At 72.3% G+C, this 22,811-nt stretch carries 17 protein-coding genes; 9 read left to right on the top strand and 8 right to left on the bottom strand.

Annotated features, from left to right (window positions below; translation table 11 throughout):
- The first annotated feature begins 128 nt into the window (after positions 1–128).
- From P5P86_RS15755 to P5P86_RS15745, 3 genes are read left to right on the top strand one after another with little or no spacing between them, the layout of a single operon-like run.
- Positions 129–1,160, top strand: a complete 1,032-nt coding sequence (locus tag P5P86_RS15755) for an acyl-CoA dehydrogenase family protein (protein ID WP_280608398.1) — start codon at positions 129–131, stop codon at positions 1,158–1,160.
- Complete coding sequence (locus tag P5P86_RS15750) at positions 1,157–2,563, top strand: PIG-L family deacetylase (RefSeq protein ID WP_280608397.1); 1,407 nt, start codon at positions 1,157–1,159, stop codon at positions 2,561–2,563. Before P5P86_RS15755 ends, P5P86_RS15750 begins: the two co-directional genes overlap by 4 nt.
- Positions 2,560–3,264, top strand: coding sequence for a glycosyltransferase family 2 protein (locus P5P86_RS15745; RefSeq protein ID WP_280608396.1), 705 nt, complete (start codon positions 2,560–2,562; stop codon positions 3,262–3,264). Before P5P86_RS15750 ends, P5P86_RS15745 begins: the two co-directional genes overlap by 4 nt.
- A 48-nt stretch (positions 3,265–3,312) precedes the next feature.
- On the opposite strand, the gene P5P86_RS15740 is transcribed toward P5P86_RS15745, so the two are convergent.
- From P5P86_RS15740 to P5P86_RS15725, 4 genes are all read right to left on the bottom strand, one after another.
- Positions 3,313–5,433 (bottom strand): glycosyltransferase family 39 protein, encoded by a 2,121-nt coding sequence (locus P5P86_RS15740; RefSeq protein WP_280608395.1) that lies wholly within the window; start codon positions 5,431–5,433, stop codon positions 3,313–3,315.
- 33 nt (positions 5,434–5,466) lie between these two features.
- Positions 5,467–6,735 (bottom strand): bifunctional glycosyltransferase family 2/GtrA family protein, encoded by a 1,269-nt coding sequence (locus P5P86_RS15735; RefSeq protein ID WP_280608394.1) that lies wholly within the window; start codon positions 6,733–6,735, stop codon positions 5,467–5,469.
- Positions 6,736–6,837: 102 nt separating this feature from the next.
- The gene (locus tag P5P86_RS15730) at positions 6,838–8,307 is read right to left on the bottom strand and encodes a sensor histidine kinase (protein WP_280608393.1); all 1,470 of its coding nucleotides are present in this window, start codon (positions 8,305–8,307) and stop codon (positions 6,838–6,840) included.
- Positions 8,307–9,029 carry a response regulator transcription factor gene (locus P5P86_RS15725; protein WP_280608392.1) on the bottom strand — a complete coding sequence of 241 codons (723 nt, stop codon included), beginning with the start codon at positions 9,027–9,029 and terminating at the stop codon, positions 8,307–8,309. Before P5P86_RS15725 ends, P5P86_RS15730 begins: the two co-directional genes overlap by 1 nt.
- Positions 9,030–9,153: 124 nt before the next feature.
- Between P5P86_RS15725 and P5P86_RS15720 the strand changes: the two genes are divergently transcribed.
- The 5 genes from P5P86_RS15720 to P5P86_RS15700 all read left to right on the top strand — a co-directional run bounded on the left by P5P86_RS15720 (position 9,154) and on the right by P5P86_RS15700 (position 15,424).
- The gene (locus tag P5P86_RS15720; protein WP_280608391.1) at positions 9,154–10,635 is read left to right on the top strand and encodes an MFS transporter; all 1,482 of its coding nucleotides are present in this window, start codon (positions 9,154–9,156) and stop codon (positions 10,633–10,635) included.
- 219 nt (positions 10,636–10,854) lie between these two features.
- Positions 10,855–12,273 carry an extracellular solute-binding protein gene (locus tag P5P86_RS15715; protein WP_280608390.1) on the top strand — a complete coding sequence of 473 codons (1,419 nt, stop codon included), beginning with the start codon at positions 10,855–10,857 and terminating at the stop codon, positions 12,271–12,273.
- A 74-nt stretch (positions 12,274–12,347) separates the two neighbouring features.
- Positions 12,348–13,325 (top strand): carbohydrate ABC transporter permease, encoded by a 978-nt coding sequence (locus tag P5P86_RS15710; protein ID WP_280608389.1) that lies wholly within the window; start codon positions 12,348–12,350, stop codon positions 13,323–13,325.
- Complete coding sequence (locus tag P5P86_RS15705) at positions 13,322–14,257, top strand: carbohydrate ABC transporter permease (RefSeq protein ID WP_280608388.1); 936 nt, start codon at positions 13,322–13,324, stop codon at positions 14,255–14,257. The genes P5P86_RS15710 and P5P86_RS15705 overlap by 4 nt, the downstream gene beginning before the upstream one ends.
- 111 nt (positions 14,258–14,368) lie before the next feature.
- Entirely contained in the window at positions 14,369–15,424 is a 1,056-nt protein-coding gene (locus P5P86_RS15700; protein WP_280608387.1) for a LacI family DNA-binding transcriptional regulator, read from the top strand.
- A 37-nt stretch (positions 15,425–15,461) separates the two neighbouring features.
- Here P5P86_RS15700 and P5P86_RS15695 read toward each other — a convergent pair whose 3' ends face one another.
- Positions 15,462–17,543 (bottom strand): glycoside hydrolase family 2 protein, encoded by a 2,082-nt coding sequence (locus P5P86_RS15695; RefSeq protein ID WP_280608386.1) that lies wholly within the window; start codon positions 17,541–17,543, stop codon positions 15,462–15,464.
- Positions 17,544–17,757: 214 nt separating this feature from the next.
- Between P5P86_RS15695 and P5P86_RS15690 the strand changes: the two genes are divergently transcribed.
- A complete protein-coding gene (locus P5P86_RS15690) occupies positions 17,758–19,416 on the top strand; it encodes a sialidase family protein (protein ID WP_280608385.1) in 1,659 nt (552 codons plus the stop codon).
- A gap of 171 nt (positions 19,417–19,587) precedes the next feature.
- Here P5P86_RS15690 and P5P86_RS15685 read toward each other — a convergent pair whose 3' ends face one another.
- Genes P5P86_RS15685 through galT form a run of 3 tightly spaced genes read right to left on the bottom strand, consistent with a single transcriptional unit; the run spans position 19,588 to position 22,780 of the window.
- Positions 19,588–20,496, bottom strand: coding sequence for an aldose 1-epimerase family protein (locus P5P86_RS15685; protein WP_280608384.1), 909 nt, complete (start codon positions 20,494–20,496; stop codon positions 19,588–19,590).
- 14 nt (positions 20,497–20,510) lie between these two features.
- Positions 20,511–21,689: a galactokinase gene (gene galK, locus P5P86_RS15680; protein WP_280608383.1), complete on the bottom strand. Its 1,179-nt coding sequence runs from the start codon at positions 21,687–21,689 to the stop codon at positions 20,511–20,513.
- Positions 21,686–22,780, bottom strand: coding sequence for a galactose-1-phosphate uridylyltransferase (gene galT / locus P5P86_RS15675; protein ID WP_280608382.1), 1,095 nt, complete (start codon positions 22,778–22,780; stop codon positions 21,686–21,688). Before galT ends, galK begins: the two co-directional genes overlap by 4 nt.
- Between the last annotated feature and the right edge of the window lie 31 nt (positions 22,781–22,811).

Here is a 22,811-nt window from a genome sequence, read left to right as displayed (position 1 = left end):
GCCGAAGTCCCGATCGGGGCGCACACCGCGACGAGAGGGCGGCGCACGGTTTGCCGCGGGCCCGGCTCGGGTACGGCGCAGCGACCGGGTCTGACGGGACGCGGCGCGACGACCGCGGAGGGAAGACGTTGTCGGGTTCCTCAGCGATCGGGCTCGGTGCCGTCCCGGCCACGCGATGGGCGGAGCTCGCCGAGCAAGCGGCGCGGGCCGGCCGCGATCCGGCCGCGGCGCTGCGGCTCGCGGCCGAGGCCGCCGGTGACGTCCCGCTCCCCGGCGGTGGTGCCACCCTCGATCGGTGGAGCGCCTTGGCCACGCTGGCAGGGGTCGACGTCTCGGTCGCCCGCACCTGGGAGCCGCACCTGGACGCGCTGGCGATCCTGGCCGAGGCCGGCCGCTTCGACCTGGCGACGGCGGGCTCCACGTGGGGCGTCTACGCCGCCGAGGGAGCCGGGCAGCGCCTCCGGGCGGAGCGGACGGGGCAGGGGTGGCGCCTACGCGGCACCAAGCCCTGGTGCTCGCTCGCCGAGGAGGTCACCCACGCGCTGGTCACCGCCTGGGTGGATGAGGAGCAGCGCGGGCTGTTCGCCGTACCGATGCGCGACCCGGCGGTGCGCGGCACCGACGGGCCGTGGAGCCCGCACGGGCTCGGCAACATCCGCAGCGCACCGGTCGAGTACGACGGCGCGGCCGCGGAGCCGGTGGGGGAGCCGAGCTGGTACCTGCGCCGTGACGGCTTCGCCTGGGGCGGCATCGGCGTAGCAGCCGTCTGGTACGGCGCAGCGGTCGGGCTGATGCGGCGCCTGCAGGAGCAGGCCGCCTCGAGGCGGCTCGACCAGGTCGGCGAGCTGCACCTGGGCCGCGCCGATGTCGCGCTCAGCTGCGCCGGCGCCGTCCTCGCGGACTCGGCGACGGCGATCGACGCCGGCCGCGCGAACGGCGACGCGGGCGCCCTTCTCGCCCTGCGCGTCAGGCACGCGGTGCACGAGGCGGCGGAGGCGGTGCTGCGCGAGGCCGACCACGCGATGGGTCCGGCACCGCTCGCCCACGAGGAGGCGTACGCCGATCGGGTCGCCGACCTGCGGCTCTACCTGCGCCAGCACCACGCCGAGCGGGATGCGGCAGCGCTGGGCAGGGTCGTGGCCGCGGCGAGGCCCTGGTGAGTCGTGTCGAGCCCTCGATGAGCCGCCCGAACTTCACCCACGACGGACCGGGGACGAGCGCGGCCAGCTGGCGGGCGCGGCCCGAGCGGGTCGGCCTGGAGCGGATCGACCTGGCGCCGTACGAGCGGGTGGTGGTCGTCGCAGCGCACCCCGACGACGAGTCGCTCGGCGCCGGCGGCCTCATCGCCGAGGCCGGCGAACGGGGCCTGGAGGTGGTCGTGGTGCTGGCGAGTGCGGGGGAGCGCAGCCATCCGCACTCGCCGACCCACACCCCCGCCGATCTGGCCGTGCGCCGCCGAGCCGAGGCCGATGCGGCGCTCGCGGCGCTCGCGCCCAGGGCCGAGCTGGTCTTCCTCGCCGCAGCGGACGGGGCGGTGGCCGACGCCGGGGACGACCTCACCGCGGCGATCGTCGAACGGATCGGGGAGGCCGGTCCCACGACCCTGCTCCTCGCCCCGTGGCGGCACGACGGGCATCCGGACCACGAGGCCGCCGGTGTAGCGGCGGCCGCCGCGGCCTGGCGCACCGACGCCGCCCTGCTCGAGTACCCGGTCTGGTGGTGGCACTGGTCCGACCCGCAGGACGCGCCCTGGGCCGCCCTGCGAAGACTCCCGCTGAGCGGACCGGCGCGTGAACGACGTGGACGCGCGATCGCCGCCCACCGCAGCCAGGTCCGGCCGCTGTCGGACCGACCGGGCGACGAGGTGCTGCTCACCGCCGAGATGCTCGCGCACTTCGAGGGCTCCGACGAGCTGTTCGTGGCGGAGCCCCCCGTCGACACCCGGCTGGAGAGGCTGCACCGCGACGCTGACGACCCCTGGGGCGTGGACGAGCGCTGGTACGAGGAGCGCAAGCGCGAGCTCGTGCTGGCCAGCCTCCCGGCGCGACGGTTCGAGCGGATCCTGGACATCGGCTGCTCGACCGGAGCCCTCACCGCGCGGCTGGTGGACCGGCTCGCGCCCGGCGGCGGCCTGGTCGCGCTGGACGCCAGCCCCTCGGCCGCGCAGGCAGCCGCTCGCCGGCTGGCCGAGCCGATCGCCGAGGGGACCGTACGGCTCGGAGTGGCCGAGGTGCCCGACGCCTGGCCGGACGACCCGGGGTCGGGCGAGCCGGGCGGTGCGCTCGGGTTCGACCTCGTGGTGATCTCGGAGGTGGCCTACTTCCTCAGTCCCCAGCGCCTGCGACGTCTCGCCGCACGGCTGGAGGCGTCGTTGCGCAGCGATGGCGTCCTCGTGCTCTGCCATTGGCGCCACCCCGTGGTGGGCTGGCCGCTGGACGGTCCGCGCGCCCACCGGCTGCTGATCGAGCAGTCGAGCCGGCCGGTGCAGGCCGGTTACGTCGATCGCGACGTGGAGCTGCTGGTCCTCGCCCACGACGCGGTCTGGCTGGAGCCCGACCGGTGAGGCGGATCAAGCAGCTGCACGTGATCGTCCCGGTCCACGACGAGGAGCATCTGCTGCCCCGGTGCCTGGCGGCGATCGGCCGAGCCGTGGAGGAGGTACGCCGACGTCCGCGGGCGCCAGCGGTCGACGTCACGGTGGTGCTCGATGCGTGCACCGACGACTCGGCCCTCGTCGCCCGGCGTGCCGGTGTGCGCACGGTGCGCATCGCTGCCCGCGAGGTCGGTCAGGCGCGGGCCGCCGGCGTGGCCGACGCGGTGGCCCGGGTCGGCGGCGGCCCGCCCACGGCGATCTGGATCGCCAACACCGACGCCGACTCCTGCGTGCCGGCCTCGTGGTTGACGGCGCAGCTCGACCTGGCCCGCGACGGCTTCGAGCTGATGGTGGGCCGGGTGCGGCCCGACCGGTCCGAGCTCGCGGACGAGGTGGTCTCGCTGTGGTGGCGTCGCCACCGCGCACCGGTCCGGATGCCCGTTCACGGCGCGAACCTGGGCTTCTCGCTGGCGGCCTACCAGCGGGCAGGCGGCTATCCGGCGGTGGGCGAGCACGAGGACGTCGCCCTGGTCCGAGCCGCCATCGACGCCGGCTGCCGGTGGACCCAGGCGGGCCCGTGGGTCAGCACCTCGGGCCGGCTCCACGGCCGGGTCGCCGGCGGCTTCGCCGGCTACCTGCGCACGCTCGCCGCGGAGCCCGACCCGGCGTGACGCCGGGCCGGGCTCCGCTGCTCTGCCTCGGGCGAGGTCGGCTCGCCGCTAGCTCGACGGGGTGGCGGCCAGGTCGTAGACGGTCGTGCCGCCGATCGTCGTGGCGGTGTAGTGCGCCTCCACCCAGGCGGTGATCTGCGAGCTCGCGCTGCCACTCTGGCCGCCCGGGCCGCCGCCGGTGCCGCCGGCGATGTAGTAGTGGATCCGGCCGGCCGCGACGTACGCCTCGAACTGGGCGAGCGTGGGGGACTCGTCGGTCCCGCTCCAGCCGCCGATCGCCATCACCGACTTCCCGGTCGCCAGCTCGAGCTCGGCGGCGCTGCTGTCCCCGGCGGTGGCGGCCGCCCAGGTCGTGGTCGTCGCCTTCAGCGCCGTGGTCAGGGCCGAGCTGGTGGTGACGCCCATGCCGCCCCCGCCCATGCCGCCGCTCATGCCGCCGCCCGTGTCACCGGTGGTCTCACCGGTCGTGCTGCTGCCGGCGCCGGTGCCCGACGTCGTACCGGTGGTGCCGCTCGGTGGGGTTCCGGTCGGACGCGTGCCGCTCGGAGCACCACCGGACCCACTGGACCCACTGGACCCACCGGACCCACCGGATCCTCCGGGGCCGGCTGAGCCGCCGGGCCCGCCCATGCCGCCCGTGCTCGAGGCGGCGACGGCCGGACCGACCGAGGGGATGCTTCCGGTGTGCGGCGAGGCGGCGGTGGCCACCGCGAAGGAGCCGGTGCCGAGCAGGCCGCTGATGATCGCTGCCGCCAGCACTCCTGCCGTCGCCTTGCCGAGCCGGCCCGGCGGGACCAGCAGCCCGGCGACGGCCACGACCCCCAGGACGATGATCGCGTAGCGCAGCTCGGGGTGCCACGAGGAGACGTGGCCCAGCAGCACGACGCTCCAACCGGCGGCGGCGAGCACCATGGCCGCCAGCCCGACGCGTGCCGCCAGCTCCTGGCGGCGCAGCCACAGCGCCCTGCCCCCGCTGGCGACCGAGCCGGCGATCGCCGGGGCCAGCGCCACCGTGTAGTAGGGGTGGATGGTGCCGCTCATGTAGCTGAACACCAGCCCGGTCACGACGATCCAGCCGCCCCACAGGAGCAGCGCCGCGCGGGTCCGGTCCGTCCGCGGGCTGCGACCGGCGGCCCACAGGCCGCCGATCAGGGCGACGCCGGCAGCGGGCAGCAGCCAGGAGATCTCGTTGCCCATCTCGCTGCTGAACAGCCGGTTCAGGCCGGTCGCGCCGCCGAAACTGGACCCGGCCGCGCCGCCGCTCATGCCCCCACCCCCGGCGCCGTCCTGGCCGAAGAGCCGCCCCAGACCGTTGTAGCCGAAGACGAGGTTGAGGACGCTGTTGTCGGTGGACCCGCCGATGTAGGGCCGGGCGGAGGCCGGCCAGACCGCCACCGCCGCGACCCACCAGCCGGCCGAGACGACCACTGCACCCGCGGCCATCAGGAGCTGCCCGATCCGGCGTCGCAGCGAGGTGGGGGCCGCGACCAGGTAGACCAGGCCGAACGCGGGCAGGACCAGGAAGCCCTGTAGCATCTTGGTCAGGAACGCGAAGCCGAGCGCGGTGCCGGCCAGCAGCAGCCACCTCGTCGAGGCATGCTCCAGGGAGCGGACCACGGCGTACGCCGCAGCGACCATCAGGAGCACCAGCAGGGCGTCGGGGTTGTCGAAGCGGAAGATGAGCGCTGCGGCAGGAGTGAGCGCGAAGGCGATGCCCGCCAGGATCCCGGCCAGGTGACCGGAGGTGCGACGTACGGCGCCGTACAGCAGGCCGACGGCGGCGACGCCCTCCAGCGCCTGGGGGACCAGCAGGCTCCAGCTGCCGAAGCCGAAGATCCGGGCCGAGAGGCCATCGACCCACAGCGCTGCCGGCGGCTTGTCGACGGTGATGGAGTTGCCGGCATCGAGGGAGCCGAAGAACCAGGCCTTCCAACTCTGCGAGCCGGCCTGCGTGGCTGCCGCGTAGAAGCTGTTGGCGTAGCCGCTGGCGGCCAGGTCCCAGGTGTAGAGGGCGGCGGTCGCCAGCAGCAGCGCCAGCAGGGCGGGCCGGGCCCAGGGCGGGTCCTCCTCGCGGCCGCGGACCAGCCGGGCCAGCCGGCCCCGGTCGGCTCGGGTGGGTGGTGGCAGGGGGTGGTCGAGCGAGGCTCGGCGATCCAGGACGGTGCTCATGAGGCTCTTCTCCCGTGGTAGGTGGTCGGTGGGTCAGCGAGCGGAGGGCTGGGGGAACACCCAGCGCCGGAAGGCGATGAAGCGGACGAGGGTGGCCAGCGCACTGCTCGCCAGCAGGACCGACACCTCGAGCAGCCGGCCCGGCTGGTCGACGAGGCGGTGCAGGAGCGTCAGCGAGCCCGAGGTCAGTCCCAGGCCGACGGCGAAGATCGCCAGTCCCTGCAGGTGGACCCCCGCGCTGGTCCTGCCGGTGAGGCCGAAGGTGAGGCGGCGGTTGGTGGCGGTGTTCGCCACGGCGGTGAGGAGCAGCGCGAGCAGGTTGGCGGCCTGGGCCCCCACGGGCCCGCGCAGCACGAGGAACAGCAGCAGGTACGCGAGCGTGCTCAGGACGCCGATGGCGGCGAAGCGGACCGCCTGGCCGGCCATACCGCTCGGGACGCCCGGGACGGCGAGCTCCTCCGCCTCCGGGTCAGCGCCGAGGCGCCGCCGTCCCAGCTGCGCGCGGACGGCGTCCAGGGGCAGCGCCCCGGTGGCGAGCGCACGACCGAGCCTGGCGATGCCCCTGAGGTCGGCGACGGCGGTGGCGACGATGTCGACGCGGCTGTCCGGATCGTCGACCCAGTCGACGGGGACCTCGGCGATGCGCAGGTCGGCCCGCTCGGCCAGCACCAGCAGCTCGGTGTCGAAGAACCAGCCGGTGTCCTCGACCAGCGGCAGCAGGTGCTCGGCGACGTCCGCCCGGACCGCCTTGAAGCCGCACTGCGCATCGGAGAACCGGGCGGCCAGCGTGCGGCGCAGGAGGAAGTTGTAGTTGCGCGAGATGAACTCCCGCTTGGCGCCGCGCACCACCCGCGACCCGCGGGCCAGCCGGGTTCCGATGGCGAGGTCGGAGTGCCCCGACAGCAGCGGCGCCACCAGGGGGAGCAGGGCGTTGAGGTCGGTCGACAGGTCGACGTCCATGTAGGCCAGCACCGCCGCATCGGAGGAGGTCCACGCCGCCCGGAGCGCACGGCCCCGGCCCTTCTCCTCCAGCCGCAGCACGCGTACGTCGCTCATCGCGGCCTGCAGCGTCTCGGCGATCGTCGGCGTGGCGTCGGTGCTCGCGTTGTCGGCGATGGTGATCCGGAAGGGGTAGGGGAAGCTGTGGCACAGGTGCGCGTGCAGCCGCCGTACTGATCCCTCCAGGGCGCTCTGCTCGTTGTAGACCGGGATGACGACGTCGAGAACCGGTCGGCCGGGGGTGGTGGCGGTCAGGGTGGTGCGGGGGCCGGGCATCCTCACCGGCGGCGCTGTCGTGGTCATGACACGAGCGTGCGGCGGTGGTTTATCGCCACCGTGTCGCGTCTTTATCGAAACCGTATGAGCGCCGGATCACACCCACGCACCGCCGGCGCCCGGGGGGTGCTACTCCACGGGCAGTCGCACCACGAAGGCGGTCTGTCCGGGCCGGCTCGTCACCTCGACGGTGCCGCGATGCGCCTCCACGATCGCCCGGACGATGGCCAGGCCGAGCCCGGTGCTCCCCGTGGCGCGGCTGCGCGAGGACTCCGCGCGGGCGAAGCGCTCGAACACCGTCGGCAACGCCGGCGCGGGGATGCCGGGGCCGTCGTCGAGGATCGTCACCACGGCGTTCAGCGGTGAGCTGGTGGTCAGGCTGGCCGTCACCGCGGTGCCCGGCGGGGTGTGCACCCGGGCGTTGGCGAGCAGGTTGGCGAAGACCTGGTGCAGGCCGTGCGGGTCGCCGTACACCCAGACCGGGTCGGCGGGCAGCCTGGTCCGCCAGGCATGGTCGGGGCCGCTCGCGGCGGCGTCGCTGACCACGTCGAGCAGCAGGTGGGTGAGGTCCACCGGCTCGTGGGCCAGCTCGGGTGCGGTGTCGAGCCGGGCCAGCAGCAGCAGGTCCTCGACCATCGCGGTCATGCGTGCGGTCTCCGACTCCACCCGCTCCATCGCGTGGGCGATCTCGGGCGCCGTGTCCTGGCGCAGTCGCCGGGTGAGCTCGGCGTAGCCGCGGATCGCCGTCAGGGGAGTGCGCAGCTCGTGGCTGGCGTCGGCGACGAACCGGCGGACGTTGGTCTCGCTCTCGTGCCGGGCGTTGAGGGCACCGGTGACGTGGTCGAGCAGCCGGTTGACCGAGCCAGCGACCTGGCCGACCTCGGTGCGGTCGTCGACCTCCCGCTGCGCGATCCGCTCGGTGAGGGCCACCTCGCCCTCGGCCAGGGGGAGCTCGCTGACCCGCTCGGCGGTCTGCGCGACCCGCTGCAGCGGCCGCAGGGTGCGCCGGACGAGCACGGAGCCGACGATGGTGGCCGCCACGATCGCGCCCGCCGCGACCGCCGCCTCGACGGCGATCAGGCGGTAGACCGTGCGCTGCACGTCGTCCAGGGGCAGACCGGTGACCAGGACGTCTCCCGAGGACGTGCGCACCGCCAACAGCCGATACTGGCCCAGCGTGCCGACACGGGCGGTGTGCGGCCTCCCGTCGGTGGGGATCTTCAGCAAGGAGGCGACCGAGCCGGTGGACACGTTCCTGATCGAGCCGTCGTCCTGCAGCACGCCGGCCTGCTGGATGACCGCATCGCTGATGCGCGCGCCGAGCGTGCCGGAGGCCTGGCCCGGCGCGAGCAGGAACCTGTTGCCCTGCGGGTCGGGCGCCGACCCGCCTCCGGACGGTGGCTGTCCCGCCTGGGCCGTACGTCCGCCGGCTGCCTCGAGCGAGGCGTCCAGGCGGCCGATGAGGAACCCGCGCAGGGCGAGCACGGTGACCAGCCCGACCGTCGCGAGCACGACGGCGAGCAGCGAGACCAGGACGACGACCAGCCGGACCCGGAGGGATCCGCGGCGCCGCGGCGGGCCGGTGGTCTGCTCGGCCATCACTCGGCGGGCTTGATCACGTAGCCGACCCCGCGCACGGTGTGGATCATGCCGGCACGCCCGGCGTCGATCTTGCGGCGCAGGTAGGAGATGTAGAGCTCGACGACATTGGTCTGGCCGCCGAAGTCGTAGTGCCACACCTGGTCGAGCAGTTGGCGCTTGGTCAGCACCCGCCTCGGGTTCTGCATCAGGTAGCGCAGCACCTCGAACTCGGTGGCCGTCAGCTCGATCCGGTCACCGGCCCGGGTGACCTCGCGGCTGTCGAGGTCCAGGGTGAGGTCGCCGACCACCAGGACGGTGTCGTCCTGGGCGGCGGCGGCACCGACCCGGCGGAGCATGCCCCGCACCCGCACCACCACCTCCTCCAGGCTGAAGGGCTTGGTCACGTAGTCGTCGGCTCCAGCGCTGATCCCGGCGATGCGGTCGGTGACGGCGTCGCGGGCGGAGAGGAACAGCACCGGGGCGGCGATGGTCTCGGCCCGCATCCGCTTGAGCAGCTCCAGCCCGTCGTATCCCGGCAGCATCACGTCGAGGACGGCGACATCGGGCCGGAACTCCCGCGCCACCCGCACCCCGTCCGGGCCGTCGGTGGCGGTGCGCACCTCCCAGCCCTCGTACCGGAAGGCCATCGCCAGCAGCTCGGAGAGGGTGTCCTCGTCCTCGACCACGAGCACCCGCATCGCAGATCCGTCGGCACGGGTCAGCTGGGCCTGCTCGCTCATCACACCTCCGTCGACGGCACCGGGTTCTCTGCTCAGGGACCCTAGCCGAGGGGTCGATCGTGCCGGCGTGATCGATCGCCGGCGGGACTAACCCTGCGGTCCGGCTGCCCCTATCGTCAGACCCATGACGCAGACCCCACTCGCCGACCCGTTGCGAGCGACGAGCAACGCGGGTCGGTGGGTGCTGGTCGCGACGATCCTCGGATCGGGGCTGGCAGGGATCGATCAGACGGTGGTCGGGGTGGCGCTGCCGACGATCGGTCGCGATCTGGGCGCTTCGTTCGCGGGGCTGCAGTGGACCGTGAGCGCCTACACCCTCACCCTGGCCTCGCTCATCCTGTGGGGTGGAGCGCTGGGGGATCGGTTCGGCAGACGTCGAGCGTTCCTGTCCGGCGTGGTGGCGTTCACCGCGGCCTCGGCGCTGTGCGCGGCGGCGCCGAACATCACGTTCCTGATCCTCGCGCGCGCCGTCCAGGGCATGGGAGGCGCGTTGCTGACGCCGGCGAGCCTGGCCCTCATCGAGTCGTCCTTCGTGCCCGAGGACAGGGCCCGCGCGATCGGCACCTGGGCAGGCTTCAGCGGTGTCGCGACGGCACTGGCCCCCTTCGTCGGCGGCTGGATCCTGGCGGCGGCTTCCTGGCGGTGGGTGTTCCTGATCAACCTGCCGATGGCGGCGCTGGTCATCGCCCTGACCCTGCGGCACGTCCCTGAGTCCCGACAGGACCGGCACGGCCGTGCGGCCGGCGCGCGGTCGGGTGCCTCGGACTGGCAGGGCGCGGTGCTCACGGTGGTGGGGCTCGGCACGCTGACGTGGGCGGCGCTCGGCTCCTCGGGGAGCGGCGCCGTGGCCGAGCGCGTCGCCGCCGTGGCCGTCGCCGCGGTGGCCTTCACCTCCTTCGTGCTGGTGGAGCGCCGTTCGGACCACCCGCTCGTGCCGCTCGACCTCTTCGCCGATCGGACCTTCAGCGTCACGAACGTCGCGACCTTCCTGCTCTACGGTGCGATCGGCTGCTTCTTCTTCCTGCTGGTGATCGCCCTCCAGCTCGTCTGCGGCTTCTCGCCGCTGGCGGCGGGGGCCGCGAGCCTCCCCGTCACGGTGCTGACCCTCGCGCTCTCCGCGCGCAGCGGTGAGCTCGCCGCTCGGATCGGACCACGCACGCAGATGAGCCTGGGACCGCTGGTGTGCGCGGTCGGCGTGGTGCTCACGCTGCGGCTCTCGCCGGACTCGAACTACTGGGTCGACGTCCTGCCGGCGGTCCTGCTCTTCGGACTCGGTCTCGTCACGTTCGTCGCGCCGCTGACCTCGACGGCGCTGAGCTCGGCGCCCACCGAGAACGCCGGCGTGGCCTCCGGCGTCAACAACGCGGTGGCCCGATCGGGAACGCTGCTCGCTGTCGCCGTCATCCCGGTCCTCACCGGGCTGAGTGGCGACGCGTTCGGTGACGTGGGAAGCTTCCGGGACGGCTATCGCGCCTGCACCTGGGCCATCGCCGCCCTGCTGGTCGGTGCCTCGGTGATGGCGGCCGTGGGCCTGCCGCGGGTATGTCCCCGGCTGCGAGCGCCCCGGTGCCGTCCCGATCCCGTCGCCGGATCGCCCGGGCACTGAGGGCCGGGCGGGTCCCGCCCGCCTGCCGGAGCCAGCGGCGTCGTCGGGTGACCCCGGTCACGAAGCGGTCGGCGGCGCCCGCCCCGCGCGACGCGTGCATCCGGTTTGAGCGAAGTTATTGCAACGATGCAAAACCGTGCGTAGTCTCTGCATCCAACGCGGCCGGCACCCCGGTCCGACTCCGCTCGGGTCTCCTCAACGACGATGGGAATTGCAGCAATGAACGTTCCGAACTCCCGCGCGGCCGGCCGCGTCGGCATGCGCCGTACCTCGGCCCTGGCGGCCGTCGCGGCGGCATCGGTCCTGGCGCTCTCGGCCTGTTCGGGCTCCGGTGACGACGCGGCGACCGCAGGCAGCAAGGACAGCGCGTCGAGCGCGCCGACCTCGACGGCGAGCTCGACCACCGCCTCCTGCTCGGCCGGCGCCACCAAGCTCACCTTCTGGGGCTGGCCGACGGGCTACGACCTGGCGGTCGACAAGTTCAACCAGACCCACCCCGACATCTGCGTCGACCTCGAGAACGCCGGCGCCGCGGGGGACGAGTACACCAAGCTGAGCGACACCATCAAGGCCGGCAGCGGCGCGCCGGACGTCGCCACCATCGAGTACTTCGAGCTGCCCTCCTTCGAGGTCACCAACAGCCTCGTCGACCTCTCGGGCTACGGCATCGACTCGGCCAAGTCCAACGAGGCCTCCATCGCCTGGCAGCAGGTCTCGCAGGGCTCCCACGTCTATGCCATGCCGGTCGACCTGGGGCCGATGGCGCTCTTCTACAACCAGAAGCAGCTCAACGCCGCCGGGATCACCCAGCCGCCCGCCACCTGGACCGACTTCGCGGCGGCGGCCGACAAGCTGCACGCCAAGGACCCCAAGGCGGCGATCACCAACTTCGACCCGGAGAGCCCGCAGGACGTGCTCGCCCTGATGCAGCAGTACGGCGCGTTCCCGTTCACCTACACCGGCGGCTCCAAGCTCGGCATCTCCTTCACCGGCGCCAAGCAGATGGAGTTCGCCAAGTACTGGCAGGACCTGATCGACAAGAAGGAGGCCACCACCGCGGCCGACTTCTCGCCGCAGCAGTGGGCCGACTTCGACAGCGGCGCCACCGCCTCGCGTCTCAGCCCGGCCTGGGGCCCGGTGGGCATGCAGCTGAGCATCAAGAAGACCATCGGCGACTGGCGCACGGCCACGCTGCCGCAGACGACCGCCGGTGGCAACGCCTCCGGTAGCTGGGGTGGCTCGACGCTGGCGGTCATCAAGGGCACGCCGCACGCCAAGGAGGCAGCCGAGTTCGTGAAGTGGTTCGGTGGCAGCGACGACGCCTGGCAGATCCTCAGCGGTGACGTGGCCGGTGCGTTCCCGGCGTACGTGCCGCTGCTGAACGACGCGACGTTCCAGGCGAAGAAGCTGCCGATCACCGGCGACTCCACGCCCAACGCGGTCTTCGCGACCGCGGCGCAGAACGTCCAGGCCGCTCAGTGGCCGCCGATCATGACGGCCGCGCTCACGCAGTGGACCTCGACCTTCGCCGGTGTCACCAAGGGCACCGAGACGCTCCAGCAGGCGTTCACCGCGTTCCAGTCCCAGCTGACCAAGTACGCCACTGCGCAAGGATTCAGCGTCACCGGTTCGAACTGACAGATCGCCGACGGGCGTCCCGCAGCTCCAGCGGGGCGCCCGTCACACGGCTTCACCGAGAAGGAAGCGGCCCCATGTCGCAGCAGTTGATCCATCCGCCGGCCCTCGGCGCGGTCGGCGACGACCGTGCCGGTGGGTCCAAGCGACCGCAACGTCGCCGCAGCGCCTCGTCCCGACGCGAGTCACGGCGCGAGCGCGCCGGTGCGGCGTTCATCGCCCCGCACATGCTGATGCTCGGGCTGTTCATGCTCGTGCCGACCGTCTACGCGGTCTACAGCAGCCTGTTCGCGACCAAGCTCATCGGCGGTCGCCAGTGGGTAGGCCTGGAGAACTACCGGACGGTCCTGCACTCGAGCGAGTTCTGGTCAGGGGTCGTGCGGGTGCTCGTCTTCGGTGCCATCCAGGTGCCGCTGACCCTCGCGATCGCCTTCGGCTTCGCGGCGCTCTTCGATGCGGGGGTCATCCGGGGCAGCCGCTTCCTGCGGACGATCTACTTCATGCCCTTCGCCGTACCCGGCGTGGTGGCCTCGGTGATGTGGTCGTTCCTGCTGCTCCCGGGCTTCGGGTCCTACGCCAAGGCGTTGGACCGGCTCGGTCTGGGGCACGTCGACTTCTTCTCCAGCCGGCTCATCCTGCCCACGATCATGCTGATCGTGATCTGGGAGTGGACCGGCTACAACATGACCATCCTCTACACCTCGCTGAAGTCGATCCCCAAGGAGGTGACCGAGGCAGCGATCATGGAGGGCGCGTCGCTGTGGCGGATCATCGTGCACATCAAGCTGCCGATGGTGATGCCCTCGATCGTGATGCTGGTCTTCCTCAACGCCGTCGGGGCGCTGCAGCTGTTCACCGAGCCGTCGATCCTGGCATCCTTCCAGCCGCAGGCGGTCTCCTTCGGCTTCACCCCGACCCTGTTCGTCTACCACACCGCCGTCGGCAGCGGGGAGTACGAGCTCGGCGCCGCCGCCGCCGTCATCCTGGCGCTGATCATCGGCGCACTGTCTGTCGCCGGCTTCGCCGTGCGCCGCAGGAACGGAGAATTCCGATGACCGCCACGTCGCCCTCGACGCCCGCCGCCCGCCGCGCCCGGAAGGCGCCCGCCGACCAGGTCTCGCCCCACCTCTACGGCCTTCGGCGTACGACGACGCTCGCGATCAACCTGCTCGCCATCGCCTTCGCCCTCTTCATCCTCGGCCCGCTGGTCTGGCTGGCCTTCAGCGCCACCAAGTCCCAGGCCGAGATCTACGACAGCTTCGGGTTCTGGTTCGCCGGCCCCTTCCGGCTGTGGCACAACCTGTCCGCCCTGGGTCAGAACGTCAGCGGCACCGGCATCTTCGTGCACTGGCTGGGCAACACCCTGCTCTACGCGATCGCGGGCGCCGTCGGCGCGACGGTCCTCTCCGCGCTCGCCGGATACGGCTTCTCCCGCTACCGCTTCCGCGGCGCGAACACCCTGTTCCTGGTGGTGATGGCGACCCTGCTGGTACCGCTGACGGCCATCGCGCTGCCGCTGTTCCTCTTCTACTCCAAGGTCGGCCTGGTCAACTCGATCTGGGGGATGATCCTGCCCAGCATGGTCTCGCCAATCGGGATCTACCTGATGCGCACCTTCATCGACGCCTCGGTGCCCAAGGAGCTGATCGAGGCAGCCCGGCTCGACGGTGCCTCCGAGCTGTGGATCTTCTGGCGGATCGGCCTGCCGTTGGCCTTCCCGGGCCTGATGACGGTGCTGCTGATCTCGATCGTGGCGATCTGGAACAACTACTTCCTGCCGCTGATCATCTTCAGCAAGAGCGGCCTCTACCCGCTCACCGTCGGGCTCTCCGCGATCTCGCAGGCCGCCGAGACCGGCACCAAGGCCGAGCTCGTCCCGGTGCTCATCACCGGCGGCCTGGTCACGGTGGTGCCGCTGATCGCGCTCTTCCTGCTGCTCGAGCGCTACTTCCGCGGCGGCATGCTGCAGGGCAGTGTCACCGGCTGAGGTGGCGCCGGCGCTCCCGCGACACGACGAACCTGGCGAATCCGCTCCGACATCGACGGTGTCGGAGCGGATTCGTCGTCCCGACGGCACGGCACACGGCAGGATGAGGGCATGGTGGGCAATGCGCAGGGCGGCCAGATGAAGGGGCCGGCCAGGCTCCGCGACGTCGCCGAGCGGGCGGGCGTCTCCATCCGCACCGTCTCCAACGTCGTCAACGGCTACGCGCCGGTCTCGGACCAGAAGCGCCGGCTCGTGGAGGCGGCGGTGGCCGAGCTGGGATATCGGCCCAACGTCTTGGCCCGCAACCTCAAGAACGGCCGCAGCGGGCTGATCGCGCTGGTGGTGCCCGAGCTGGACGTGCCGTACTTCTCCGAGCTGGCGCGCGCCGTCGTGACCAAGGCGCGCGAGTTCGGCTACACCGTGGTGGTCGACCAGACCGACGCGGAGCCCGACCGCGAGCGCGAGCTGATCCAGGGGGAGGGCGACGCGGCGCTCTTCGACGCCGTCATCCTCAGCCCGCTGGCGCTCTCGCAGAAGGACCTGCCGAAGCGCGACCCGAAGCACCCGCTCGTGCTGCTGGGCGAGCGGATCGCCGACAGCGAGTTCGACCACGTCACCATCGACAACGTCGCCGCGGCCCGCGATGCGACGGCCCATCTCTTCGACCTCGGCCGGCGCCGCATCGCCGCGATCGGCGACCAGCCCTACGAGACCGGCGAGACCGCACAGCTGCGCACCCGCGGATTCGAGCTCGCGCACGCGGAGCGCGGCGTCTCCGTGGACCGGTCGCTGCTCGTCCCTCGCCGTACCTTCCACTTCGCCGACGGGGCCGATGCCATGGAGGAGCTGCTCCGCCACCCGGGCGGACGGCCGGATGCCGTGTTCTGCTACAACGACCTGGTCGCCATCGGCGCCGTCCGGACGCTGCTCTCACACGGTCTGCGGGTCCCGGAGGACGTCGCCGTGGTCGGCTTCGACGACATCGAGGCGGCGCGCTACCAGACGCCCTCGCTCACCACGATCGCGCCGGACCGCCGGCAGATCGCGCGGCTGGCGGTCGAGCGGGTCATCGCCCGTCTGGGCGGCGCGGCCGAGGAGGAGCCGGCGGAGTTCTACGCGGACTACGAGCTGGTGGTCCGGGAGAGCACCACCGGCACGACCCGGTAGCCGGGCGGCGTGCCGCCCGGCCACCGCGTCAGTCGCGTCAGTCGCGGACGACGTCGATGGCGCCGCGGCCCACGACGCGGCCGTCCGCGTGCAGCAGCACGTGCAGCCGCGCCGACGACGTACCGGCGGGCAGCTCGGCCTGCAGGCGCACGCTCTTGCTCAGCACGAACGGCTCCACCTGTACGGCGTCGACATCGCCGCGCGGCGTCGTGGGCTCGAGACCGAAGACCGGTCCCCAGGCGCTGCTGACGGTGATCTCGAGCGGGTCGCTGCCATGGTGCGAGACGGCGACCTCGAGGTCCACGGTGCCGTCGGCGCTGACGATGTCGCGGCCCGGAGCGACGGGGGAGACCCCGAACACGGGCACGGTCTCGGCGTTGGCGTGCTGCGGCGGCCGGCCGCCGTGGTCCTTCATCGTGCGGTTGCAGTCGACGATGCCCGCCGACTCGTGCTCGATGTCGTTGAGCTCGGTCCACACCCAGCCGGCGATGCTGTCATGGCGACGCAGCTCCTGGGTCTGCCAGTGCAGGTTCCAGCCGCGATCGATCGAGGTCCAGCCGCCGCCGAACTCGCTGTTGACGAACGGTACGTCCCGCGGCACGGGGCCCTCGACCATCAGTCGCTTGTGCACGATGGTGTCGACGGCGATCGCGACCGGGAAGGTCGGCTCGTCGTCGGCGACCAGATCGGCCACCTTCCGGGCCCAGCCCGCGGGGTGCTCGTCGTACACGTGCCAGTCGATCAGGTCGGACTCCAGGTGCGTCCAACCCGAGTTGTCGACGACGGGACGGGTGGGGTCGAGCGCCTTGAGCGAGCGGTAGTCGTTGCGGACCACCTCCTGCTTGGCGGGATCCTCCGGCAACGCCCAGTCCAGGCCCCACTCCTCGTTGTACAGCCCCCACACCACGATGCTCGGGTGGTTGCCGTCGCGCGCGACCATCGGCTCGATCTGGGCGCTGAACGCGGCCGCGGCGGCGGTGGAGAAGCGACCGGTCGACGCCGGCTCGGCCCACACGAGCATGCCGAGGCGGTCGGCGTGGTGGTGGAACCGCGGGTCCTCGAGCTTGAGGTGCTTGCGGACCAGGTTGAAGCCGGCGTCACGGGCGATCTCCAGGTCGCGGACGAAGGCCTCGTCGGTCGGCGCGGTGATGCCGGTGGTGGGCCAGTAGCCCTGGTCGAGCACGCCGCGCAGCGAGATCCGCCGGCCGTTGAGGAGGATCTGGCCACCCCGGGTCTCGATGCTGCGCAGGCCGGTGGTGCCCACCACGACGTCCTCGCCGTCGGCCGAGACGACCGTCGCCCGGACGCGGTACAGGTGCGGGTCGGCGGGTGACCACAGGCGGGGCTCGTCGATGGTGAGCGGGACGCCCGCCCGCAGGGCGGCGGCGTCTCCCGTCCAGGTCGCGACGGCGCCTTCGCCGGTGCCCTCGACGGCGAGCGAGATCGACGCGTGGTCGGCGTACGCACCCGCGACCGTGCCCGAGACGCGGATGCCGTCGAGCTCGGCGGTGGGGACCAGTCGCAGTTCGCTGAGGTGGGTCGAGGGTCGCGCCTCCAGCCAGACGGGCTGCCAGATCCCGCTGGAGGCGGTGAAGGCGCAGCTGTCGTAGTCGTCGCGCGGGGTGCTGCGCTGCTTGCCGTGGGCGATGTGCAGCTTGTCGGCCGGTGCGTGCACGGCCACCACGAGCGCGTGCTGCTCGATGCCGTCCTCGAGGGCGTCGGTGACGTCGAGCTCGAAGGGCGTCGAGCCGCCGACGTGGCTGCCGACCTCCGTCCCGTCGACCCAGACCCGGGCCTCGTGGTGGACGGCGCCGAAGTGCAGCACCACCCGCTCGCCGCGCCAGGCCTCCTCGACCGCGAACGTCCGCCGGTACGCCGCGTGCTCGAGCCAGTGGGCCTCCACGCCCGACGCCGGGGTCTCCCAGGCGAACGGCACCTGGATCGACTCCTCCCAGCCCTCGTCTGCGGCAGGGTCGGCGATCATGCCGCGGTGGAAGGACCACGTCCCGTTGAGCGGCAGCCACCGGTGCGAGCGGTCGAACTGGGGGCGCGGGTACTCGGGGCGCGGGATCTCCGCGGACGAACCCACGCCTGCCGTGGCCCCAGAGGTGATCGTCATGGTCAGGTCCTTCACTCGTGTGCGGCGGGCTGGAGGTTGGAAGATAGCAGCATTTTTGCAACGTTGCAGCACTCTACTGAGTCGAGCACGGAAGAGCCCTCCGTGCGGCCCTTGCGGGCCTGCGGAGAGCGGTCCTACAGTGCGAGGCGTTCAACTCTGCAACGCTGCAATTTCGCTGGTTCCCCTCGCAACGACGCGACGACGGAGGTCACGAATGACACGACAGCACTACCTGGCGCGACGCCTATCGATGATCGGTGCCGCACTCCTGCTCGCCTTCGGGGGAGCGCTGCTCGCCCCAGGCCCGGCCACGGCCGCCACCACCTCGGGTGGCGTCCTCTACGCTCCCAGCACAGCGTCCGGCTCGACCGAGGACGCGAGCTATCCCCGCGTCATCCGGCTGGCGCACAACGGCTCGGCCAACGGCACCCTGCTCGCCACGTTCTCGCACTCGGGAACAGGCGTCACCAAGGCCAACTTCCCGATCTACCGCTCGACCGACGGGGGTGTCACCTGGTCCTCCTCGCCGATCAGCACGGTGACCGACACCCAGCACGGCTGGGACCTGGACGGGCCGACGCTCTACGAGCTGCCGCAGGCCGAGGGCAGCCTGCCCGCAGGCACCCTGCTCGCGGCCGGGACCGCGTGGAACCACGGTGACTACACCCAGCAGGCCGTCGAGGTCTTCGTCTCCACGAACCAGGGTGCGAGCTGGAGCTACCGCAGCTCGTGCGCGTCCGAGTCGGGGCTGGCCAACTCCACCGGCCACGGCATCTGGGAGCCGGAGTTCGACGTGGCCGCCAACGGCGACCTGGTCTGCTACTTCTCCGACGAGCGGCCCTCGACCAACGGCTACGCCCAGGTCCTGGCTCACGTGGTCTCGACCAACGGCGCCACGAGCTGGGGCAGCGAGGTCTACGACGTCGCCGTCCAGAACGGTGTCGAGCGACCCGGCATGGCGACCGTCGTCAACCTGCCCAACGGCACCTACGCGATGACCTACGAGGACTGCAAGGCGGGCTACGACCCCGACCAGGCCTGCGACGTCTACCTCAAGACCACCTCGAACGCGGAGTCGTGGAACCCCTCCAGCCTCGGCACCCGCATCCAGACCAGCGACGGCAGGTTCCTGCTGCACACGCCGTACCTGACCTGGTCCCCGGCGGGTGGGGCCAACGGCACCCTGATCGCCTCGGGACAGCGGGTGGTGGCCGGCACCGACGGCTCGCTGGTCGAGCAGCCGGAGAGCGGACACGTGCTCCTGGTCAACCACTCCCTCGGCACCGGATCGTGGGACGAGATCACCACGCCGGTGACGACGTCGCCGACGGGCGGATACGACGCCGGCGAGACGGCCTGCGCCGGCTACAGCTCACCGCTCCTGGCGGCGTCCACGGGCAACAGCTTCCTGATGATGGCCGGCGTGCACGTCTCCACGGGCAAGTGCGAGACCTCGTTCGGTACGGCGACGCTGCCCACGGCCCAGGGAACGATCACCGGACCCGGCACCACCGGCAAGTGCGTGGACGTGAACACCAACACCTCGGTGAAGGGGAACGCCGTCCAGCTCTACACCTGTGGGATCGCGACCGGGCAGCAGTGGGCGTTGGAGACCGACGGCACCGTCCGCGCCTACGACAAGTGCCTCGACATCGTCGGCAACGGCACCGCGAACGGCGCGAAGGTCGAGCTCTGGGACTGCAACGGGGTCGGCGGCCAGCAGTGGGTGGCGCGCAGTGACGGCTCCCTCTACAACCCGCAGTCGGGTCGGTGCCTCGACGACCCCGCGGCCGTGACCACCGACGGGACCCAGCTGCAGATCTACGACTGCAACGGGCTGTTCACCCAGCAGTGGCACGTGCCGACCGCGTGAGGGTTCGTCGGGCAGTCGCCGGCTGAGCACTCCGGGGTAGGCCCGAACACGACCGAGCACGACCGAGCACAACCGAGCACGACCGAACACACAGCGGAGCCCGGGCCGATCGGCCCGGGCTCCGTCGTCGCGGGCGCGACGTTGCCTGCCCGGGTTCGCCGGGAGGTCCGGTCAGATCGCGAAGATCGTCCATCCCGCAGCGGCCGACTCCCCGGGCGCCAGCACGATCAGCCCTGCCTCGGAGTTGAACGCGTCCGGTGCGCAGGTCATCGGCTCCACGGCAAGGCCGATCCGGCTGATGTCGGGCGCGTCCGGTCGGTCGGCGGTATGGATCTGCACCCACGGGCTCGCCTCGTCCCAGGCCAGCCCCACGCCGGTGCCCTCGGCCGTGGTGAGGCGGACGGTCGCGAGACCGCGCCGATCGCGGTCCAGTGCGGTGAAGGCGTGGTCGATGAAGGTGGCGCCGATGCGGCGCGCCGAACGGAAGTCGAAGGTTCCGTCGGTCGCGACGCTCTCGACGTACTGGGGGATCAGCCGGTCCTCGTCGACGACCAGGAACCGCTCCGCCGGCAGCTCGAGGGTCCAGTCGTCGACCCGACCCCTGCCGGCGACGAGGTAGGGATGACCGGACAGCCCGACCGGTGCGCGGGTGGTGCTGTCGTTGCGCGCCGAGATACGGGTGTGCAGGCCGTCGTCGGTGAGGGTGTGGTGCACCGTGACCGGCACCCGCCACGGGTACCCGGTCTGCGGCTCGATCGTGGCGGTCAGGACGACCTCCGTCGCCGACTGTTCGGCGATCGCGAAGTCGAGCCAGATCGCCAGACCGTGCAACGCGTGACAGCGGGCCGGCTCGGTCAGCGGGAGCCGGTGGGCGACGCCGTCGAAGGTGTAGCGGCCGTCGACGACGCGGTTGGGCCAGGGCGCCAGCGCGGCACCGCGGTACGCCGGCCGGACCTCGTCCGCATCGAAGGGGACGACCAGGTCCCGGCCGTCGTGTCGCAGTGCGCGCAGCGAGGCGCCGACGCTGGCGATGTGCGCGGTGTACCGGCCGTGTCGGAGCTCGACCTGCGCGCCGGACATGGGTCGACGATCGGTCATCGGCTGTGCTGCTCCTGCTCACGACGCGCGCCGGCCGACGGTGTGACGGTGAAGATCCGAGGTGGGGTGAAACCGTGCTCGGCGAAGGCCCGGGTGACCCGGTCGCCGATCTCGTCGGCGACCTCGGTGCGCACCAGTGCGATCGCCGACCCGCCGAACCCGCCGCCCGTCATCCGGGCGCCGATCGCACCGGCGTCCATCGCCGTGGTGACGGCCAGGTCGAGCTCGGGGACGCTGATCTCGAAGTCGTCGCGCATCGAGGCGTGCGAGGCCACCAGAAGCTCGCCGATGCCGGTCGCACCGGTCGTCCCGAGCACCTCGACGGTGTCCAGCACGCGTTGGTTCTCCGTCACGATGTGGCGCGCTCGTCGGAACGTCTCGTCGTCGAGGACGGCGCGCGCGGCGTCGAGGTCGGCCACTGCCACGTCCCGCAGTGCGCTCACCCCGAGCGCCGAGGCCGCAGCCTCGCAGGAGGCCCGGCGCGAGGCGTACCCGCCGCCGGCATGCGCGTGGGTCACCCGGGTGTCGATCACGAGGACGCCCAGGCCGGCGTCCTCCAGGCCGAGCGGCACGTTCCGGCTCGTGGCGTCGCGACAGTCCAGGAAGAGTGCCGCATCGCGCTCGGTGAGCAGCGATGCGGACTGGTCCAGGATCCCGGTGGGCGCACCGACCACCTCGTTCTCGGCCAGCTGGGCGGCCCGGACGAGGGTGGTCCCGTCCAGCCCCAGCTTCCAGCTGTCGTTGAGGGCGACGGCCAGCGAGCACTCCAGCGCGGCCGAGGAGGAGAGCCCCGCACCCGTGGGCACCTCGGAGACGAAGTAGGCGTCGAAGCCGGCCACCTCCCGCAGGTCGCCACCGACCCGGCCCAGCGCCCAGGCGGTGCCCAGCGGGTAGGCCGACCAGCCGGAGACCGAGGTGGGCCCGAGGTCGTCCAGGGAGATCTCGGCGTCCTCGTCGAATCCTTCGGAGGCCACCCGGGCCCGGCGGTCGGGGCGCAGCGCCAGGGCGACGTACGTGCGCTGGTCGATCGCGAAGGGCAGGACGAACCCCTCGTTGTAGTCGGTGTGTTCCCCGATCAGGTTCACCCGCCCCGGGGCCGACCAGACGCCGTCGGGTCGGTGGCCGAAGCGGTCGGCGAAGCCGGCGACCACGCGGTCGAGCGGGGTGGAACTCATACGGGGTTCTCCTGGTCGGCGCGAGCGATCGCCTCGCGGATCCGTTCGGCCTGGGTCTCGGGTGCGATGTCGGCCACCCAGGCACCCATCGCCGCCTCGCTTCCGGCGAGGTACTTCAGCTTGTCCGAGCCGCGTCGCGGCGAGGTCAACTGCAGGGTCAGCCGGATCTCGTCACGGTGGCTGTGCACCGGCGCCTGGTGCCACGCGGCGATGTAGGGGGTCGGCGTGTCGTAGAGCGCGTCGATGCCGCGCAGGAGCCGCAGGTAGAGCCCCGACAGCTCGTCGCGCTGCTCGGGGCCGGTGGCGGCGAAGTCGGGCACGTGCCGGTGCGGCATCAGGTGCACCTCGACCGGCCACCGGGCGGCGAAGGGCACGTACGCCGTCCAGTGCTCGCCCGCGAGCACGACCCGCTCGCTGCCCCGCTCGAAGTCGAGGACCTCGGCCAGCAGGCCGGCGCCGTACTGCTCGACGGAGTCGACCAGGCGGCGGGTTCGCGGGGTGATGTAGGGGTAGGCGTAGATCTGGCCGTGCGGGTGCTGCAGGGTCACACCGATCTCGCGGCCCCGGTTCTCGAAGGGGAACACCTGGGCGACCCCCGGAAGGGCCGACAGCGCGGCGGTGCGGTCGGCCCACGCCTCGATCACCGTGCGGGCCCGGGAGCGGCTGATGCTGCCGAAGGAGCCCTCCCGCTCGGGGCTGAAGCAGACCACCTCGCAGCGGCCGACGGCGGGCGCGGTGGCCCCCAGGCCGAGGGCCGGGAGCTCGGTGGCGCCCGTCGCCGGGCCGAAGCTGGGGGAGCGGTTCTCGAAGACGGCGACGTCGTAGTTCGACGGCACCTCGCTGGGATTGTCCGGTGCCTGCGGCGCCAGCGGGTCCAGCAGCGGCATCACGACCCGCCCCTGCCGGGCGGTGGCCACCGAGATCCACTCGCCGGTCAGCACGTCGAGCCGCATGTCGGCGGTGGGCGGTCGGGACTCGATCACCCGCAGGTCGGGGGCCCGGTCCGGCGGCAGCGTCGTGTCGGCGTCGTCGAAGTAGATCAGCTCGCGGCCGTCGGCCAGCGCATGGGTGCGCTTGATGATCGAACTCACGACCCAACGCTAGGAACTTTCGATACCGAAA

The sequence above is a fragment of the Nocardioides sp. BP30 genome, assembly GCF_029873215.1.
Lineage (GTDB): Bacteria > Actinomycetota > Actinomycetes > Propionibacteriales > Nocardioidaceae > Nocardioides.
The sequence above is the reverse complement of the archived record's forward strand: the minus strand, read 5'-3'. Positions and strand labels throughout refer to the sequence as shown.

What these genes read in the sequence shown, in the direction of transcription:
- P5P86_RS15690 (WP_280608385.1), top strand. Translation starts at nt 17,758, where the DNA reads ATGACACGACAGCACTACCTGGCGCGACGCCTATCGATGATCGGTGCC.
- P5P86_RS15725 (WP_280608392.1), bottom strand. Translation starts at nt 9,029, where the DNA reads ATGAGCGAGCAGGCCCAGCTGACCCGTGCCGACGGATCTGCGATGCGG.
- P5P86_RS15740 (WP_280608395.1), bottom strand. Translation starts at nt 5,433, where the DNA reads ATGAGCACCGTCCTGGATCGCCGAGCCTCGCTCGACCACCCCCTGCCA.
- P5P86_RS15705 (WP_280608388.1), top strand. Translation starts at nt 13,322, where the DNA reads ATGACCGCCACGTCGCCCTCGACGCCCGCCGCCCGCCGCGCCCGGAAG.
- P5P86_RS15715 (WP_280608390.1), top strand. Translation starts at nt 10,855, where the DNA reads ATGAACGTTCCGAACTCCCGCGCGGCCGGCCGCGTCGGCATGCGCCGT.
- P5P86_RS15735 (WP_280608394.1), bottom strand. Translation starts at nt 6,735, where the DNA reads ATGACCACGACAGCGCCGCCGGTGAGGATGCCCGGCCCCCGCACCACC.
- galK (WP_280608383.1), bottom strand. Translation starts at nt 21,689, where the DNA reads ATGAGTTCCACCCCGCTCGACCGCGTGGTCGCCGGCTTCGCCGACCGC.
- P5P86_RS15695 (WP_280608386.1), bottom strand. Translation starts at nt 17,543, where the DNA reads ATGACGATCACCTCTGGGGCCACGGCAGGCGTGGGTTCGTCCGCGGAG.
- P5P86_RS15730 (WP_280608393.1), bottom strand. Translation starts at nt 8,307, where the DNA reads ATGGCCGAGCAGACCACCGGCCCGCCGCGGCGCCGCGGATCCCTCCGG.
- P5P86_RS15720 (WP_280608391.1), top strand. Translation starts at nt 9,154, where the DNA reads ATGACGCAGACCCCACTCGCCGACCCGTTGCGAGCGACGAGCAACGCG.
- P5P86_RS15685 (WP_280608384.1), bottom strand. Translation starts at nt 20,496, where the DNA reads ATGTCCGGCGCGCAGGTCGAGCTCCGACACGGCCGGTACACCGCGCAC.
- P5P86_RS15700 (WP_280608387.1), top strand. Translation starts at nt 14,369, where the DNA reads ATGGTGGGCAATGCGCAGGGCGGCCAGATGAAGGGGCCGGCCAGGCTC.
- P5P86_RS15710 (WP_280608389.1), top strand. Translation starts at nt 12,348, where the DNA reads ATGTCGCAGCAGTTGATCCATCCGCCGGCCCTCGGCGCGGTCGGCGAC.